Origin of the sequence: Cardinium endosymbiont of Philonthus spinipes (assembly GCF_964030745.1) — a bacterium.
GTDB lineage: Bacteria > Bacteroidota > Bacteroidia > Cytophagales > Amoebophilaceae > Cardinium.
On sequence record NZ_OZ034918.1, the window covers coordinates 220,344 to 236,868 of the forward strand.

Annotated in this window: 10 protein-coding genes; 9 read left to right on the top strand and 1 reads right to left on the bottom strand. The window is 40.5% G+C overall.

The genetic code is table 11. The features are described 5' to 3' along the window. Positions 1-29 precede the first annotated feature (29 nt). The 9 genes from hslU to AAHM81_RS00935 all read left to right on the top strand — a co-directional run bounded on the left by hslU (position 30) and on the right by AAHM81_RS00935 (position 15,307). Positions 30-1,394 carry an ATP-dependent protease ATPase subunit HslU gene (hslU, locus tag AAHM81_RS00895; protein WP_425286269.1) on the top strand — a complete coding sequence of 455 codons (1,365 nt, stop codon included), beginning with the start codon at positions 30-32 and terminating at the stop codon, positions 1,392-1,394. A gap of 115 nt (positions 1,395-1,509) precedes the next feature. Then, positions 1,510-2,820 (top strand): RIP metalloprotease RseP, encoded by a 1,311-nt coding sequence (gene rseP / locus AAHM81_RS00900; RefSeq protein ID WP_342265494.1) that lies wholly within the window; start codon positions 1,510-1,512, stop codon positions 2,818-2,820. 220 nt (positions 2,821-3,040) lie between these two features. Further along, a complete protein-coding gene (gene lon / locus AAHM81_RS00905) occupies positions 3,041-5,518 on the top strand; it encodes an endopeptidase La (RefSeq protein WP_342265495.1) in 2,478 nt (825 codons plus the stop codon). Between the two features lie 521 nt (positions 5,519-6,039). After that, positions 6,040-7,353, top strand: coding sequence for a tRNA (N(6)-L-threonylcarbamoyladenosine(37)-C(2))-methylthiotransferase MtaB (gene mtaB / locus AAHM81_RS00910; RefSeq protein ID WP_342265496.1), 1,314 nt, complete (start codon positions 6,040-6,042; stop codon positions 7,351-7,353). Positions 7,354-7,633: 280 nt separating this feature from the next. Then, complete coding sequence (locus AAHM81_RS00915; protein ID WP_342265497.1) at positions 7,634-9,889, top strand: ATP-dependent helicase; 2,256 nt, start codon at positions 7,634-7,636, stop codon at positions 9,887-9,889. Between the two features lie 77 nt (positions 9,890-9,966). Beyond that, positions 9,967-10,530, top strand: coding sequence for a DUF4290 domain-containing protein (locus AAHM81_RS00920; RefSeq protein WP_342265498.1), 564 nt, complete (start codon positions 9,967-9,969; stop codon positions 10,528-10,530). A 90-nt stretch (positions 10,531-10,620) separates the two neighbouring features. Further along, a complete protein-coding gene (gene murA / locus AAHM81_RS00925) occupies positions 10,621-11,925 on the top strand; it encodes a UDP-N-acetylglucosamine 1-carboxyvinyltransferase (RefSeq protein ID WP_342265499.1) in 1,305 nt (434 codons plus the stop codon). Positions 11,926-12,035: 110 nt separating this feature from the next. After that, positions 12,036-14,927, top strand: a complete 2,892-nt coding sequence (locus AAHM81_RS00930; RefSeq protein WP_342265500.1) for a sodium:solute symporter family protein — start codon at positions 12,036-12,038, stop codon at positions 14,925-14,927. Between the two features lie 212 nt (positions 14,928-15,139). Further along, positions 15,140-15,307 (top strand): hypothetical protein, encoded by a 168-nt coding sequence (locus AAHM81_RS00935; protein ID WP_342265501.1) that lies wholly within the window; start codon positions 15,140-15,142, stop codon positions 15,305-15,307. 189 nt (positions 15,308-15,496) lie between these two features. Here AAHM81_RS00935 and AAHM81_RS00940 read toward each other — a convergent pair whose 3' ends face one another. Continuing rightward, a complete protein-coding gene (locus AAHM81_RS00940; protein ID WP_342264943.1) occupies positions 15,497-16,525 on the bottom strand; it encodes an IS5 family transposase in 1,029 nt (342 codons plus the stop codon).

Genomic DNA, 16,525 nt, shown 5'->3' on the forward strand with positions numbered 1-16,525 from the left:
AGCTTGTATAGACCAACCAACTAGAAATGATGTCAACCGATCCACACGCCCTCACACCCAAAGCAATTGTACAAGAGCTTGATAAATATATTATCGGTCAGGCAGAAGCCAAACGCAACGTTGCAGTTGCACTACGCAATAGGTGGCGCAGAATGCAAGTTACGGAACAGCTCAAAGAGGATATTATTCCAAACAATATTTTAATGATTGGGCCCACTGGCGTTGGCAAAACAGAAATAGCTAGGCGATTGGCTAAAATTGCAAAAGTTCCCTTTACGAAAGTAGAAGCCTCTAAATTTACAGAAGTAGGCTATGTGGGGCGTGATGTAGAAAGCATGGTCAGGGATTTGGTGGAACGTGCTATCGCCATGGTAAAGGCAGAAAAAATGGAAGCGCTCCAACACAAGGCGGCTCAGCAAGTAGAAGAAATTATTTTAGATATATTGCTGCCTCCGCTTCATCCACAAAGCACAACAGGCCCATGCACAGAGCAAAGCAGCTATGCTACTCGGGAGCATTTTCGTGAAAAGCTCAGCAGTGGCGCACTGGATCAACAGCAAATAGAGATTAAAGTAGCCAAAGTGCCTCCTTCTGGTAATATAAATAATCTAGGTATGGGGCCTGCTATGGAAGAAGGGTTTGTAATGAACTTTCAAGATATGCTCAGTAGCTTTTTACCTAAGCAAACTAAAAAAAGAAAAGTAACCATTGCAGAAGCACGTACGCTATTATTAGCAGAGGAACTGGCCAAGCTCATTGACATGCATGCGGTTAAAGAAGAAGCCTTAGCCAGAGCCAGCAATACCGGTATTATTTTTATAGATGAAATTGATAAAATTGCCCATACCGGACCAGGAAATAACCCAGGTGTAAGTCGAGAAGGGGTGCAACGCGACCTTTTACCCATTGTAGAAGGGAGTACGGTACAAACCAAACACGGCCCTATCGAAACAGATCATATTCTTTTTATTGGAGCCGGTGCTTTTCATATGGCCAAGCCATCTGACCTCATTCCAGAATTACAAGGCCGCTTTCCCATTCGTGTAACATTAGAAAACCTCTCAGAAAAGGATTTTTATAAGATTCTAGATGAACCTAAAAGCGCATTACCCATCCAATACCAGGCGCTGTTATCAGTAGAAAAGGTTAGCCTAATATTTAGCCCAGAAGCCAAACAAGAAATTGCAGCTACCGCCTATCTACTCAATGAAGAGATAGAAAACATTGGTGCCAGGCGGTTGCAAACAGTAATGAGCCATCTATTAACCCCTATACTATTCGACGTGCCCGATACCATCGCCCCCCATACAGCTATTACAATCACCAAAGAAATGGTTCAAGAAGCACTAGCTGGGTTAATAAAACGGAAAGATTTGAGTAGTTATATTTTATAAGGGTTCTATCATTAGCATCCACCTAGCCTTCTGGCAATACCACTCCAAAACAAGAAAAAAATCCTTATATTTATGGACTGTTATGGACATAACGCTTACTATTTACTGATACTACATGGCATTCCTTATTAAGACAATTCAATTTTTAGCAGCACTCTTCATCATGGTTGGCATCCATGAATTAGGCCATCTGCTTTTTGCCAAGTTATTTAAAATGCGCGTCAACAGCTACATGATTGGCTTCCCACCCAAAATATTTAAAGTAAAATGGGGTGAAACAGAATATGCTCTAGGGTCGATTCCCTTAGGCGGGGCGGTTCAAATTGCAGGCATGGTGGATGAGTCATTAACTACCGATCATTTGCAAAATAGCCCACAACCTTGGGAGTTCCGTTCAAAGCCAGCTTGGCAACGGCTCATCACCATATTGGGGGGTATTGCTTTTAACCTGATCAGTGGTATCCTTATATGGATTGGTTTAACCTATCTGATCGGCTATACCTATTTGCCTAAAGATGAAGTAAATAAATATGGCATTATGCCCAATGCACTAGCCATACAAATGGGTTTTAAACCAGGGGATAAGATTATTCAAATCAATGGAGAAGATTTTGAAGATTTTAACGATACGATTTCACCCAATCTTTTGCTGCGCAGTAAAAGCTACTATACCATTCATAGAGATGGAGCACTCCTAAGGCTGCCCATTACAGAAAATGCCATAGAAAATTTATCAGATATCAAAAAAGGCCTTTTGTTAAGACCTATTTATCCTTGTGTGGTTCAATCCGTTAGTCCAAACAGCAGCGCTGAACGCGCAGGATTAATGGCTGGAGATCAAATCCTTGCATTAGCTGGCCAATCTACTCTTGATATAGAAATGCTCCATGCAATAGTTAAAACTTGTTTGGGCCAAGAAGTCGAGATCGTCTATTTGCGGGATGGTGTAAGAAAATCTACTCAGATTCAAATGGACGAGCAAAGATTAGGCGTAGCATTAACCCAACCACCCTATCATTATAAACAGCTCAACTACTCATTTATAGCATCCATTCCCGTTGGTATAGCAAAAGCATTGAAGTTGATGGAGGGGCAGTGTTTATCCATCTGGAAATTGATCACAGGTAAACTCAGTGTGAAAAAATCTTTAAGTGGTCCCATTGGCATTGCCCAAAGCTTTGGCAATGAATTTATTGGCTATAGATTCTGGATGCTGGTTGCCTATTTATCTATCGCGTTGGGTTTAGCCAATTTGTTGCCTATTCCCGCATTAGATGGAGGGCATGCGTTATGCATATTGTATGAAACACTATCTGGCAGAAAACCTTCCGATAGATTTTTACAAATCGCCCAAAAATTGGGTATGATTTTCATCCTTTTACTTACACTTTATGTATTGGGGAATGATATTTCTAAATTATTATAAGTAGCCTATTGTTTTCACTTTTCTGGCACATTATTTGCTTGTAGTATTATACAGCATAATAAGGCCTTCTGCAAAAGCTATTTGTGATCAGCAATTTTTAGGAGAAACGCAGTCGAGCACCGCAGCATACTAGATGTATTTGAGGAGCATAGACAAGCTTCGATACCAAAATTGCCATTAGAAATAGGTTTTGCAGAAGGTCTATAGATAAACCAAATATATGTACTTCAATAAGTCACTGATAATGGATGGAGGGCTTGCTTCTGCATGGGGTGAGGATGGCATAGGCGGCATGGTAGAGTTGATTGTCTCTGACGAAAAAGAACAACCCTCTGATTGCACCACCCGAGTACCCCTATTGGCGCTTCGCAATACAGTCCTATTTCCCAATGTAGTTGTACCCATTACCGTTAAGGAACGGCAAGCCATGCACTTGATAGAAGCCATACATGAAAGAGATGGCCTATTAGGCATCGTTGCACAACGCAATCCAGAAACCTTTGAAGGCAAGCAAACAGACATTTATAAAATAGGCACACTGGCCAAAATTATTAAAATCATCAGTTTGCCAAATGGTAGAACGATTGCTTTGGTGCATGGCAAGCAAAGATTTCAAACGATTCAACTCTTTACAGAGCCATCTGGGCTAGAAGCTACCATTCAACTTCTCAAAGACCAACCCTATAAAGAGGATAAAAGGGTGCTGGCGCTTATGCAATCTCTAAAAGATGTTGCCATTAAAATCCTCAAATTTCGATCTGATCTTTCTAGTGAAGCACAAACGGTACTCACCAGCATTAAAAGCCTAGACTTTCTTACCTATTTTTTAGCTTCTAATTTAAACACCGACATCCACTACAAGCAAAAGCTACTAGAATCCAACAATAGCACCAAACGTGCCAACCTACTTTTAAAGCACCTGCTTAGGGAATTAGAGATTTCAGAGCTTAAAAAAGAGATTCAGGACAAAGTACATTCTGATATTAGTCAACAGCAACGGGATTATTACTTAAGGCAGCAGGTTAAAGTACTACAAGATGAACTAGGCGAAAATGACCTTTCTGATGAAATCGATCTATTGCGTGAAAAAGGCAATAAAAAACAATGGCCTAAAGAAGTAGCCGATTACTTTAAAAAAGCATTGGAAAAAGCGGAGCGGATCAGCCCACATAGTCCAGATTATTCGATTAGCATCAACCATGCAGAGCTGCTGGTAGACCTTCCTTGGGAAAGCTATACCAAAGATAACCTAGACTTGAACCGAGCTAAAAAGATTTTCGATGCAGATCATTATGGTATTGAAAAAGTAAAAGAACGTCTTTTAGAGTATTTAGCTGTTTTACAGCTAAAAAAAGACATGAAAGGGCCTATTTTATGTTTATGTGGTCCTCCTGGAGTTGGTAAAACCTCTTTAGGCAAGTCTATTGCAAAAGCAATGGGTAGAAAATATGCCCGCATTGCACTAGGTGGGTTAAATGATGAGGCTGAGATACGTGGTCATAGAAAGACCTATATTGGCGCCATGCCTGGTAAAATCATCTATAACATTCAGAAGAGTGGTACCTCCAATCCTGTTATTGTATTAGATGAAATAGATAAAATAGATGGCATGCGTGGAGATCCAGCATCTGCCCTACTAGAAGTACTCGATCCAGAGCAAAACAATGCTTTTGTAGACAACTTTTTAGAAGTACCCTATGATCTTTCTAATATTTTGTTTATAGCCACTGCCAATGCTATGGACCGCATTCCAGCTGCTTTACAGGACAGAATGGAGGTCATTGACGTAAGTGGTTATCTTTTAGAAGAAAAGATAGAGATTGCTAAAAAGTATCTTTTCCCCAAGCAAAGAAAAGAGCATGGCCTTAAAGCCACTGATCTGGCTATACAAGATGATGCCTTGGCTACTGTTATAGCAAGTTATACCCGTGAATCTGGTGTACGTGAGCTATCGCGTCAATTGGCCAATATTTGTAGAAAGACAGCTAAATCCATTGCTTTAGGGGAAAGTTATACGAAAAAAATCAAACAATCAGATGTGCTGGCTTTACTAGGTCCAGAACCATTTGACCAGACGCCTTACCAAACCACACCCCTTCCGGGTGTTTCCGTTGGCTTGGCATGGACAGCAGCTGGCGGTGAAATTCTTTTTATAGAATCTGTTTTAAGTAAAGGGAAAGGCAGGGTGAATTTATCTGGCCACTTAGGAGAAGTGATGAAAGAATCTGCCATGACTGCCCTTTCTTATCTAAAGGCCAATGACCAATACCTGGACATATCGCATGGGGTCTTTGAAAATTATGATTTACACATTCACATTCCCTCTGGCGCAGTACCAAAGGATGGTCCTTCTGCAGGGATTACCCTCTTTACCTCACTGGCCTCTCTCTATACGCAAAAAAAGGTAAAAGACGCTTTGGCCATGACAGGAGAGATTACCTTACGTGGAGAAGTGCTACCAGTAGGCGGTATCAAAGAGAAAATTTTAGCTGCAAAACGTGTGGGCATGAAAGAGATTATACTCAGCAGCAAAAACAAAAAAGATGTACAAGAGATCAAAGCAATTTACCGTGAAAATTTAATATTTCACTATGTAGATTCTGTAGATCAGGTCTATCGCTTGGCACTACAAGAAGACAAAATAGCTAATGCAAAGGTTTGGGATGGTAGTGTGGCTGAAAGTAGCATAGGGAAGTAAAGATACAGCTAATATAGCAATTCAAGTCTAATGGTGTCATCTGATGGACACAGAAGTATTATAGTATTCTATACACGCCTGTGGCTGGGCCCCTTATCTCCTTCGATAAAAAGTCTGGCCCGATATAGATAGTATCTATTCACGTCACTGGTTAATAATGAATTGTATTCCACTTTTTTCTTGATAAAAAAGTGGCCAAAAAATCAAGCCCTCGGCAAAAAGTTCCGGAACCCACCCCTTACAGATGGAAAAACAGAAGTCGCCCGCTGCGCGGGCTTCAAAGGAATCTGTTTTTCCCAATCATCTGCAAGGGGTGGCTTCTATTTCGAAACTTTTTACAGGGGCATTGTATCACTTGCTATAATAAGGGAAAATAACAGTGGTGATTACCATATAGAAGATAAAATGATTAACTTAGCGCTTATGCTGCTTGCTGGCCCTACTGCGGCAATAAAACGATTGCTTCGCTACTTTTTTATCAAGCAAAAAGTAGCCTATCAATGCCTTACTTGAAAAACTGAATGAAAAAAGTTGCTTTTCATACCTTAGGTTGTAAATTAAATTTTTCTGAGACCTCCGCGATTGGCCGATTGTTTACGGAAGCAGGATTTGTGACGGTAACCTTGGCACAACGTCCGCATGTTTTTGTTTTAAATACTTGCTCTGTCACAGAAAATGCAGATCATAAATGCGCAAAGATTGTTAGGGAAGCACTAAAAGCTGCACCAGAGGCCTTTGTTATTGTAATAGGCTGCTATGCACAACTCAAGCCAGAAGAGATTGCAACGATACCAGGCGTGGATGCGGTATTCGGTACACATGAAAAGTTTAAACTGCTGGATTGGATTACCGATTGGCATAAAAAAAAATCAGACGAATTAGCCACCATACAAGTGGCCTCTATCAAAGAAAAGTTAACCTTCTCCCCTGCTTACTCTATAGGAGACCGCACCAGGACTTTTCTGAAAGTACAGGATGGTTGTAGCTATGCCTGTACTTTTTGTACGATACCACTGGCTAGAGGCCCTAGCAGAAGTGCCACCATTACAGAAGTAGTCACACAAGCCCAAGTGATTGCTAAGCAAAATGTAAAAGAAATTGTTTTAACTGGCGTCAACCTAGGAGATTTTGGTATCATTGATGCCAAACGACAAACCAATTTTTTTGAGTTGATTCAAGCCTTAGATGCAGTAGAAGGGATAGAACGTTTTCGCATTTCCTCTATTGAGCCCAATTTGCTCCGCAAGGAGATTATAGATTTTGTCGCTGCCTCCAAACGCTTTGTTCCCCACTTCCATATTCCACTACAATCTGGTAGCGACAAGATTCTAAAACGCATGCGCCGTCGCTACTTAACAACGCTCTACCAGGAACGTATAGCCCATATAAAAGCACAAATGCCTACTTGTTGCATAGGGGTAGATGTACTAGTTGGATTTCCAGGTGAAACAGAAGAAGATTTCTTAGAAACCTATCATTTTTTAAATGAATTGGCTATTGCCTATATACATGTATTTCCTTACTCAGAACGCGATAATACAATAGCAGCTGGCATGACTGATGTAGTACCCCAAAAAGAACGGGTAAAACGGGCCAGAATGCTCCGGATCCTTTCGGACAAAAAGCTTAGACACTTTTATAGCCAACACCTGGGTCATACTGCTACGGTTTTATTTGAATATGGTGCAGATGATGAGGTTATAGAAGGGTTTACGGAAAATTACATTCGGGTACAACTTCCCTATCAAGAACCATTAGCCAATAAACTCTGTAAAGTAATCCTGAAGGAAATAAATGAAGCAGGCATAGTGATTCCAGAACTACTACAGGTCTAAACTGAGTCATTGACATGTATGCGTTTCAACGCTATGTTCGTAATAGTAAAATGCCAATATAAAAAGCTATTATATTGACATGCGCATCTTGTACAACCATCTTTTTTTATCCGTTTTTTGAGTCCATTATAAGCCCTTGCTTGTCCTTTATCCAACTATTTATTAAATTGCTTGCCTACTTATTTAACCAATTGCCAGGTATAATTATAATCTCTAAATTTACAAACTTACAGCCATCACAAGCATATTTGCTTAGATTTCATCAAATATTAAAAGTAACATGGTCATCACAATGGAACCAGCTATGCAGCCAGCCTATCTTGATGGGCTTAATGAAATGCAAAAAAAAGCGGTCATCCATACAGAAGGGCCATCAATTGTTGTGGCAGGTGCTGGCTCAGGCAAAACCAAAGTACTAACCGCCAGAATAGCCCATCTCCTTAAAGAAAAAAAAGCAACAGCTGATCAGATCCTTGCTTTAACCTTTACCAATAAGGCGGCTGGTGAAATGCGCCACCGTATAACCGACATAGTGGGCAATGAGGCCAAGGCAATATGGCTGGGCACTTTTCATAGTGTCTTTATGAAATTATTGCGGCGAGAAGCCAGCAGCTTGGGCTATCCCTCCCATTTTAGTGTTTACGACACAGATGATAGCAAATCACTCATCAAACAAATCACGAAAGCATTGGAGCTTGACGATAAGGTATATAAGCCAGGAGTGGTATTGGGGCGTATTTCTCATGCTAAAAATAGGTTGATCACGCCAGAGGCTTACGCAGCAGACCCAACCTATCAAAAGGAAGATAGCTATATGCGTATGCCAAGATTCAGTGAGATCTTTTTAAGATATGCCCGCCACTGTGTACAAGCTGGTGCAATGGATTTTGATGATTTACTCGTACAAACCTATAAGTTGTTAAATGACCACCCTGCATTAAGTACAAAATACCAAGAACAATTTCGTTATCTATTGATTGATGAGTTTCAAGATACCAATTTGGTGCAATACCGTATTGCCAAAAAACTAGCGGCCCACCATCAGAATATCTGCGTAGTAGGAGATGATGCACAAAGCATTTATGCATTCAGAGGTGCAGATATTCATAACATTCTGCATTTTGCTCATGACTACCCCAACCACCAAATGATCAAACTGGAACAAAACTACCGTTCTACAGGGCATATTGTAGATGTGGCCAACCGTATCATTAGCCACAATGAAACGCAGCTCAAAAAAAAGGTTTGGACAGCCAATCCGCTAGGAGAACCGGTTCAAGTGTTCAGGGCCATGTCAGATATGGAGGAGAGTCGATTGGTAGTAGATAAAATGGTGGCAGAAAAACTAACAGCCCAATTACGCTATCGAGACTTTGCGATTCTATACCGTACCAATAACCAATCTCGTAATTTTGAAGAGGCATTACGTAAAAAAAACATTCCTTACCGCATCATAGGCGGCCTCTCTTTCTATCAACGAAAAGAGGTAAAAGACCTTTTAGCCTATTTGCGTTTTGTCGTAAACCATAATGATACAGAAGCTTTTAGAAGGATTATTAATTTCCCCAAACGGGGCATTGGACCCACTACTATTGAAAAAATATTTTCTACTGCAGCCGAAAAAGCATGCCCCCTATGGTCGGTACTGCATCACCCGAATGATTTTTTAAGCGGCGCTGCTGCCACCGCTGTCTCCCGTTTTGTGACACTCATTGATACGGCTACTCTAAAACTAGCCAACGAAAATGCTTATACTATAGCCGCCTATATGGCCAAAGCATCTGGCCTGCTCAAGGAATTGCATGAAGATAAAACGGTAGAAGGACTAACCCGCTATGAGCATATCCAAGAGCTGCTCAATAGCATCAAACAATTTGTAGACGATCCTGAAAATAATGATCCAAGCCTAGGTAGTTTTTTACAAGAAATCGCATTGCTGACCAGTGCAGATAAGAATGATCCAAATGAAGATGCAGTGACACTCATGACCATTCATGCTTCTAAAGGCTTAGAATTCAAATATGTATATCTTGTAGGCATGGAAGAAGAGCTCTTTCCCTCTGCTATGATGTTGGGCAGCAAAGCAGACTTAGAAGAAGAAAGGCGTCTCTTTTACGTAGCGGTTACCCGTGCACAACGCAAGTTAACCCTATCTCACGCGCTCAGCAGGTACCGATTTGGAAAATTAACCAACGTTCAGCCTAGTCGTTTTTTAAAAGAAATGGGAGGATATACAACCACTAAAACAACCGCTAAAACTTTTCTATCTGCTGCCCAGCCGATCCAAAAGCATAGAGCAAAGCCAAGCAGCTCTGTTAGACCACTTTCGAAACCTACTTCAGTTCATCAGCCTGCTACTGATCTAACTGCCCTACAAGTTGGCCACTCGGTGGCGCACCACCACTTCGGTATAGGAAAAGTTTTGAAGTTAGTAGAAACTGAAGGTATGCGTAAAGCCATTATTCTTTTTCATAAATTTGGAGAAAAGACCCTCTTGCTAAACTATGCAAAGTTAGAAATCTTATCTTCAACATAGAAGCTAACCAATATATATTTTATTAAATAACCCAATCACCCAAAATGTACGACTATAATACAATTCGATCGCCCTTAATGCTTAAAGAATATGGCAGAAACATACAAAAGCTTATGGAACAGCTTGCAACCATTGAAGACAAAGCCATTCGCACACAAAAAGCCTATGGTATTGTAAAGCTCATGGAAGTGGTCAATCCCAATGCTACATCACCACAAAAACGGTGGGATGATCTTTTCATACTATCGGACTACAAACTAGATATTGATAGCCCTAACCCCAAACCTGCTAAGCGAGAAAATAGCCAACAGCAGTATGTACATATGCCCTTTATGCAGCTGATCAGATACAAATATTACGGAAGACATATGGAATCACTCCTCAAAAAAATAACTACCCTACCCACACTTAAAGAGCAAGAACAGCTGCTTATAGCAGTTGGGAAACTCATGCGTCGCTTTAGTAGCACATGGAACAACGATTATATCAATAATGAAAGAATCATGCAAGACATCAAGCGAATGCTACCAGATGGTACAAGACTTGATGTAGAAATCATACGCACCCTGCCCGATGAAGGAGCAAATGGTCAAAAAGCTAGAAACAAACATTACCTAAAATCAAATAACAATAAAAAGTAGTCCAACTATAAGCGTGGCAAGTATAGGTCCTACAAATTCCTGACCATAAGCGAGCTTCAAAAGAAGCCTTATACAATTTAATTGCGACAGATGAGTAAATTTATTGTCCATGGGGGACGCCAGTTATCTGGTATTATCAAGCCACAAGGTTCCAAAAATGAAGCATTGCAGGTAATATGTGCCACCTTACTGACTGATACAGTAGTAACCCTACACAATCTTCCAGCTATTGCCGATGTTCAGAGTGTGATGAGGCTACTGACCCTTTTGGGGGTGGAAATTAGCCCATTGGGCAATGGAAGCTACCAATTTTGTGCTGCGCATCTCAAAGAAGATACGATGGTTACAGCAGCATTTCGTCAGGAATACACTAAAGTAAGGGGCTCTATTATGTTGCTGCCTTCCCTCCTCATCCGTTTCAAGAAAGTAGTTATAGCCAAACCTGGAGGAGATCGAATTGGACGCAGGGGCTTGCATGCCCATTTTGAAGGACTCACGCAACTAGGTGTGGCTTTTCACTACCAGGAGGGTCAAGCAACTTGGATGGTCTCCTGCAATGCATTGAAAGGAGCTGATGTACTGATGCCAGAAGCATCAGTAACGGCCACAGCTAATGTGATCATGGCTGCCAGCATGGCTCAAGGCAAAACCACTATTTACCCCGCAGCTTGTGAACCGCATATACAACAACTTTGCCATATGCTGGTGGCCATGGGTGCGCACATTACAGGTATTGGTTCTAATCGCTTAACGATAGAGGGAGTGCCAACACTAGGCGGCACAACACATACCATTTTACCAGATATGTTGGAAATTGGCAGCTTTATTGGGCTAGCCGCAGCCACCCAATCAACCCTAACCATTACAGATGTTCCTATTAAACTTTTTGCACCCGTTTGGTATTGTTTTGAAAAGTTGGGCATTCGTCTAGAAAAACAACATAACACATTGCATATTCCAGCGCAACCCTGCTATGCTATTCAAACAGAGATGGATGGAAACCTCGTAACCCTTTACGATGCAATTTGGCCAGGCATACCCGCTGATTTACTCAGTATTGCAGTAGTAACTGCCGTACATGCACAAGGCCATATTTTAATCCATCAGAAGATGTTTGAAAGCAGGCTCTTTTTTGTAGACCATTTGATTGAAATGGGGGCAAGACTGGTGTTGTGCGATCCACACAGAGTACATATAGTAGGCTTAGGTAATAGCCACAAGCTACGTGGCGTCCATATGAGTTCAAGTGATATTAGAGCAGGTATTGCGCTGTTAATTGCTGCACTAGCTGCAGAAGGAACCAGTATAATTGAAAACGTTGGTCAAATTGATCGAGGCTATGAATGCATTGACCAACGCCTCAATGCCCTAGGTGCATCGATTGAAAGGGTTTAAGTGTGTCAAAGTATACTTTTTAACCCTACTCCACTTGCAAAGTTGCCATTATTGGTATTAAATTTAAAGCTTGCAGTAGTTGCATCATCCATCTACAAACAAATAATGCTATGCAAATCGATTTAGTAATTGTAAGTTTATTCTTAGTATTAAACATCCTGATTGGTCTTTACCACGCTAAAGGCATCAAAACATTTAGGGACTATGCACTAGGCAATGAGTTGTCTACCTTTGTTATTGTTTGTTCCTTGGTCGCCAGCGTGGCGCATGTAGGCGTTTTAGGTGACATATCTGACTACTATTTTCTTGGCTTTAAAGACCTAGTAGCTTTCCTAATCCTTTTCTTAGCAACCTATTTGGGGGCCAGAGTACTCATAGTGCGTATGGCTGAGTTTTTAGGAGATTTTTCCATAGCGGAGTCTATTGGTAAGCTATATGGTCCCATAGTACGTAAAATCACAGCCGCTACCGTGGTGCTGGTTATGTTGGGTTTGGTCGTAGCACAACTTAAGGCTGTACTAGGAATTGTTCATTTTACACTTTCAGATATGAAAGAAGACCTTACCCAGTGGCTTCCTATTGCTACAGGATTGGTGGTTATTCTATATGCAGCATTTGGTGGGGCCAGATCAATTGCTATGACCGACGTTTTTCAATTTCTCTGTTTTGGGTGTACATTCCCTTTAATTGCTTTTTTATTACTGCGCTATGCTAAAATATCTCTTGCAGAGGGATGGACAGGCTTGAAACAACTCACACAGTTTACCGACTATAGGTATATATTTTCAACCCAATCACTAAAAGAATATTTCTTCTATGGGATTCGTGTATTATTAGTTATTCTTGCGCCACTGTATATACAAAGACTATATATTTCCACATCGATGCCGAAAGCTAAAAAAGTCTTTACTAGTGGAGCGATCACACTTTTTTGTATCAGCCTATTGGTATTATGCATAGCCATCGCGTTGCATCTAGGGGGACATACCTTAAAAGGCAAACAAGATGTAATTAATTATCTAATTAACCTGACCCAAATTCCAGGTATAAAAGCGATCATAATGATTACAGTCCTTGCCCTACTTATGTCCACGATTGACTCTGCTTTACATTTGTTATCAGTTGTTTTTGTCCATGATTTATTACCAACAACATCTTTTCAAGGAGCAAATGCATCCATTAAAAAGTTGAAAGCAGGTAGAATAGCCATTCTGCTGATTGGCATACTAGCCTTATATAGTGCACTAGCTTACAAGGGCAACATTTATAAACTTATCGCCAAAGGAACGGAAATATACATACCTGTTGTAAGCATTCCGTGGACCATGGCTATTTTAGGCTTTAGACCCCACAGAACAGTTGTACTCATAGCTATGACTATCTCTGGCTGTTTTGTATTATACTCAAGATTTGTCCACACTTATACCTACCACCAAGCCAATGTAAACCTAGCCATTGCTATGATGATTAGCTTTTGTACGCTTATTTTTGGCCATTATCTACTCCCAAAACATCCCAATACCGGCTGGATAGGGATCAAAGACCGTAGTCCGCTAGAGCTACAAAACCAGGAAACCAAGCGCTGGTGGTTAAGGTGTATAGCAGAATGTAAGGCTTTATCAACTAAAAAATATTGGGAAAGCCTTTTTCCAAAGCAGCATACTACTTTTATATCGCTGGGTATCTACTTAATCAGTAGTACATTTGTAGCCTTGTGGTGTATGGAGAAATCATATTTTTTTACTTATAGCTATTGGTATATAGCTGTAATGGCTATTGGGACCCTCTTAGCCATTTATCCAGCTTTGCACTCCTATAAACCAGGAGGCAACTCCATGCTACATAGTATATGGCCTGGGCTGTTATGGCTATTACTTTTTATTTCCTCAATACAGTTTGCAAAACTGGGTCACTTTAGCCCTATGGTTTGCGCACTGGTCATCACCAGCATAGGGCTGGGTATTGTCCTCTTATCATTCAAAATAGGAATTGGCATGCTGGTGCTAACCATACTGGTACATCGTCAATACATCCCCCCTCATATTCCTTTTTGGCATCTATTTTGGTCCTATTATAACGAAATTTCTATAGAAATCATTTTTGCTGTAGCTACTGGAGTAGCCGCATTGATAGGCTTTAGCCTGTATACATGCCTACGTAATAGAGCAAATGTAAAACTTGGCGTTATAGCACTAGCTCGAAGCTACGAGCGCAAAGCAGCCCTAGAATCTATCTATAGCCAAGTGAACTGGTCTAGGCTAGACCCTACCTATGGCAGCGAAATGTTACAAACCATTGGTGAAGCACTCAAAGCACCTTGTCAATACCTCTATGCACAAGGGCAACAAAAGCTTGGAGACGATGTCAACAGCTTTATACAAAAACTCAGTGAATTCAGCAGCCTATTGCTACAAAGCGCCAAAGAAGCGTACAGCCTAAAGCTTAATAAGCAGGCTATCCAACCAGTAGCCATTGAACCTATTATCTTAAAAGTACATAGTACCATTGGTACATTAGGGGAACCTATGCAACTACTCTTGCGCAACCAAACAGAGGCAAAACAGTTGATAACAGATCCAGAGCTGTTTGAACGTTTTTTAACTATAAACTTATTGGCAACCAGTAAGAGTGAACAAGCTACAGATCATATAGTTACCTTAACAATTATGGATACCATGCTCCGCTACCGTGATGCAAACGCTATACAAACGGACCAGCAAACCACTACCCTACCTGCATTGGCCTTTTTTATCAGCACAGATACTAGCATACAACATGCACAGCCAATATATGATAGCACAGATGAAGCCACACTTGTTTACCTACCCAAAACAGAACAACAGCTCTATCAAGCAGAAAGTAGACAAATTGTGCGGGCGCATGGTGGTTATATTGAAGTCATAGAAAATAAAGAGTACTTAACCGCTCTTTACATATTACCTATAGCTGGGGAAACAGTCATGCATTTTAAAACTTATGACCCTACTGATCTAACTCAATAGAGCCAGCACCGCTACAAACCCAACCAAGCCAATTTGCTACGCATCGCATCTTCAAGAACATACCCCCCTACCGCTACTTTTTTATAGCAGAGAGATTTTGTATCTATTCACGTCACTGGTTAATAATGAATTGTATTCCACTTTTTTCTTGATAAAAAAGTGGACAAAAAATCAAGCCCTCGGCAAAAAGTTCCGGAACCCACCCCTTACAGATGGAAAAACAGAAGTCGCCCGCTGCGCGGGCTTCAAAGGAATCTGTTTTTCCCAATCATCTGCAAGGGGTGGCTTCTATTTCGAAACTTTTTACAGGGGCATTTTATCACTATGGCCATAGTGTTGAACAGATACGAGATTTTTTTATAGTGCTGCTAGTCAAGTAAATAAATAAGAGTTAATAATTTTATTTTCAAAAAAAATAAAAATTTGAGGCCGTTGTGATAGGTTGAAGGTATAATTTTGATTAATCTTCCAGGGTTATTTCCTTGCCATATTTGATGTTATAGTGGTATAAAACTATTTATTTACTGATTTTTTAGTCATTTTCAATCTATTTTGGACACACCATTCCCCTAGATACCTCTTAATATGATGTTTGGGGACCTATATAAGTTATAGGCTATTGCCTCCATAACATGTTGCGTATGGGTTTTAGCAAGGCCTATATATCTGGCTCCTGAGCTACGGAACCAACTTTTAATACTTCCAAATACCCGTTCTACTTTATAGCGCGTTTTAGATACTAATTTATTAAACCGTTTAGCAGTGGGTGATAAAGGATTGTTTCTAGCCCCTTTTTTCTGAATAGCTGATTTTAACTTCTTTTTCTTTAGTAAATTTTCGTTGGGCGACCCGCTATAGCCTTTATCTGCATAGAGTCTGCTGCCTGATTTTAGCCTTACTTTATCCAATAATACCTGTAAATGCCCACTATCATGACTAGATGCTTTTGTGGTACCTACGGCTAGCACCAACCCCTCTTTGCTTTCCACAAGAACATGCCGCTTATAGCCATAGTAGAGATGATGGCCTTTTTTTATCCAACTTGCTTCTGGATCTACTCCTTTTTGATAACTTTCAGCTGTGGTTATGGTTCCATCTTCATGCAGATCGTAGCTTTTTTTACCTTTAGGGCGTCTAGGGGTAGGGGTAATAGAAGCATCTACAGCTGCTGAACCGTTTTGAACCAATACACCATGATCAGATAGCTGATTATTAATGATATGCAATAACTTTTCTAAAGCATTCTTCTCTGTAAGGGTAGTTCTAAATCTACTTAGTACACTATGATCTGGAACAGAACTATCCATCGAAATACCACAAAATCTGCTAAAAGTGATACGATCATTCACTTCTTCTTCGACTGCATAGTCGCTCAAGCCATACCACGTCTGTAGCAATAGCATTTTGAATAGAAGCAGAGGACTATAGGCCGGTTTGCCTGATAAACGTAAACCTTTAGGATAATGTAATCGGAGTGCTTTTTCTACTACTGACCAATTAACTAGCTTGTTGATTTGATCAAAGAAAGTGTGTTTGCACTTACGCTTATTGGCGGAAATATCTGAAAAACTTAATTGCTTAGTTTGCTTGAGCGACAT

Bases quoted from the DNA above. Each gene is read 5' to 3' on its own strand.
- AAHM81_RS00935 (WP_342265501.1), top strand. From the start codon at position 15,140: ATGGAAAAACAGAAGTCGCCCGCTGCGCGGGCTTCAAAGGAATCTGTT.
- AAHM81_RS00940 (WP_342264943.1), bottom strand. From the start codon at position 16,525: ATGTCGCTCAAGCAAACTAAGCAATTAAGTTTTTCAGATATTTCCGCC.
- AAHM81_RS00920 (WP_342265498.1), top strand. From the start codon at position 9,967: ATGCTTAAAGAATATGGCAGAAACATACAAAAGCTTATGGAACAGCTT.
- lon (WP_342265495.1), top strand. From the start codon at position 3,041: ATGTACTTCAATAAGTCACTGATAATGGATGGAGGGCTTGCTTCTGCA.
- murA (WP_342265499.1), top strand. From the start codon at position 10,621: ATGAGTAAATTTATTGTCCATGGGGGACGCCAGTTATCTGGTATTATC.
- AAHM81_RS00930 (WP_342265500.1), top strand. From the start codon at position 12,036: ATGCAAATCGATTTAGTAATTGTAAGTTTATTCTTAGTATTAAACATC.
- mtaB (WP_342265496.1), top strand. From the start codon at position 6,040: ATGAAAAAAGTTGCTTTTCATACCTTAGGTTGTAAATTAAATTTTTCT.
- hslU (WP_425286269.1), top strand. From the start codon at position 30: ATGTCAACCGATCCACACGCCCTCACACCCAAAGCAATTGTACAAGAG.
- rseP (WP_342265494.1), top strand. From the start codon at position 1,510: ATGGCATTCCTTATTAAGACAATTCAATTTTTAGCAGCACTCTTCATC.
- AAHM81_RS00915 (WP_342265497.1), top strand. From the start codon at position 7,634: ATGGTCATCACAATGGAACCAGCTATGCAGCCAGCCTATCTTGATGGG.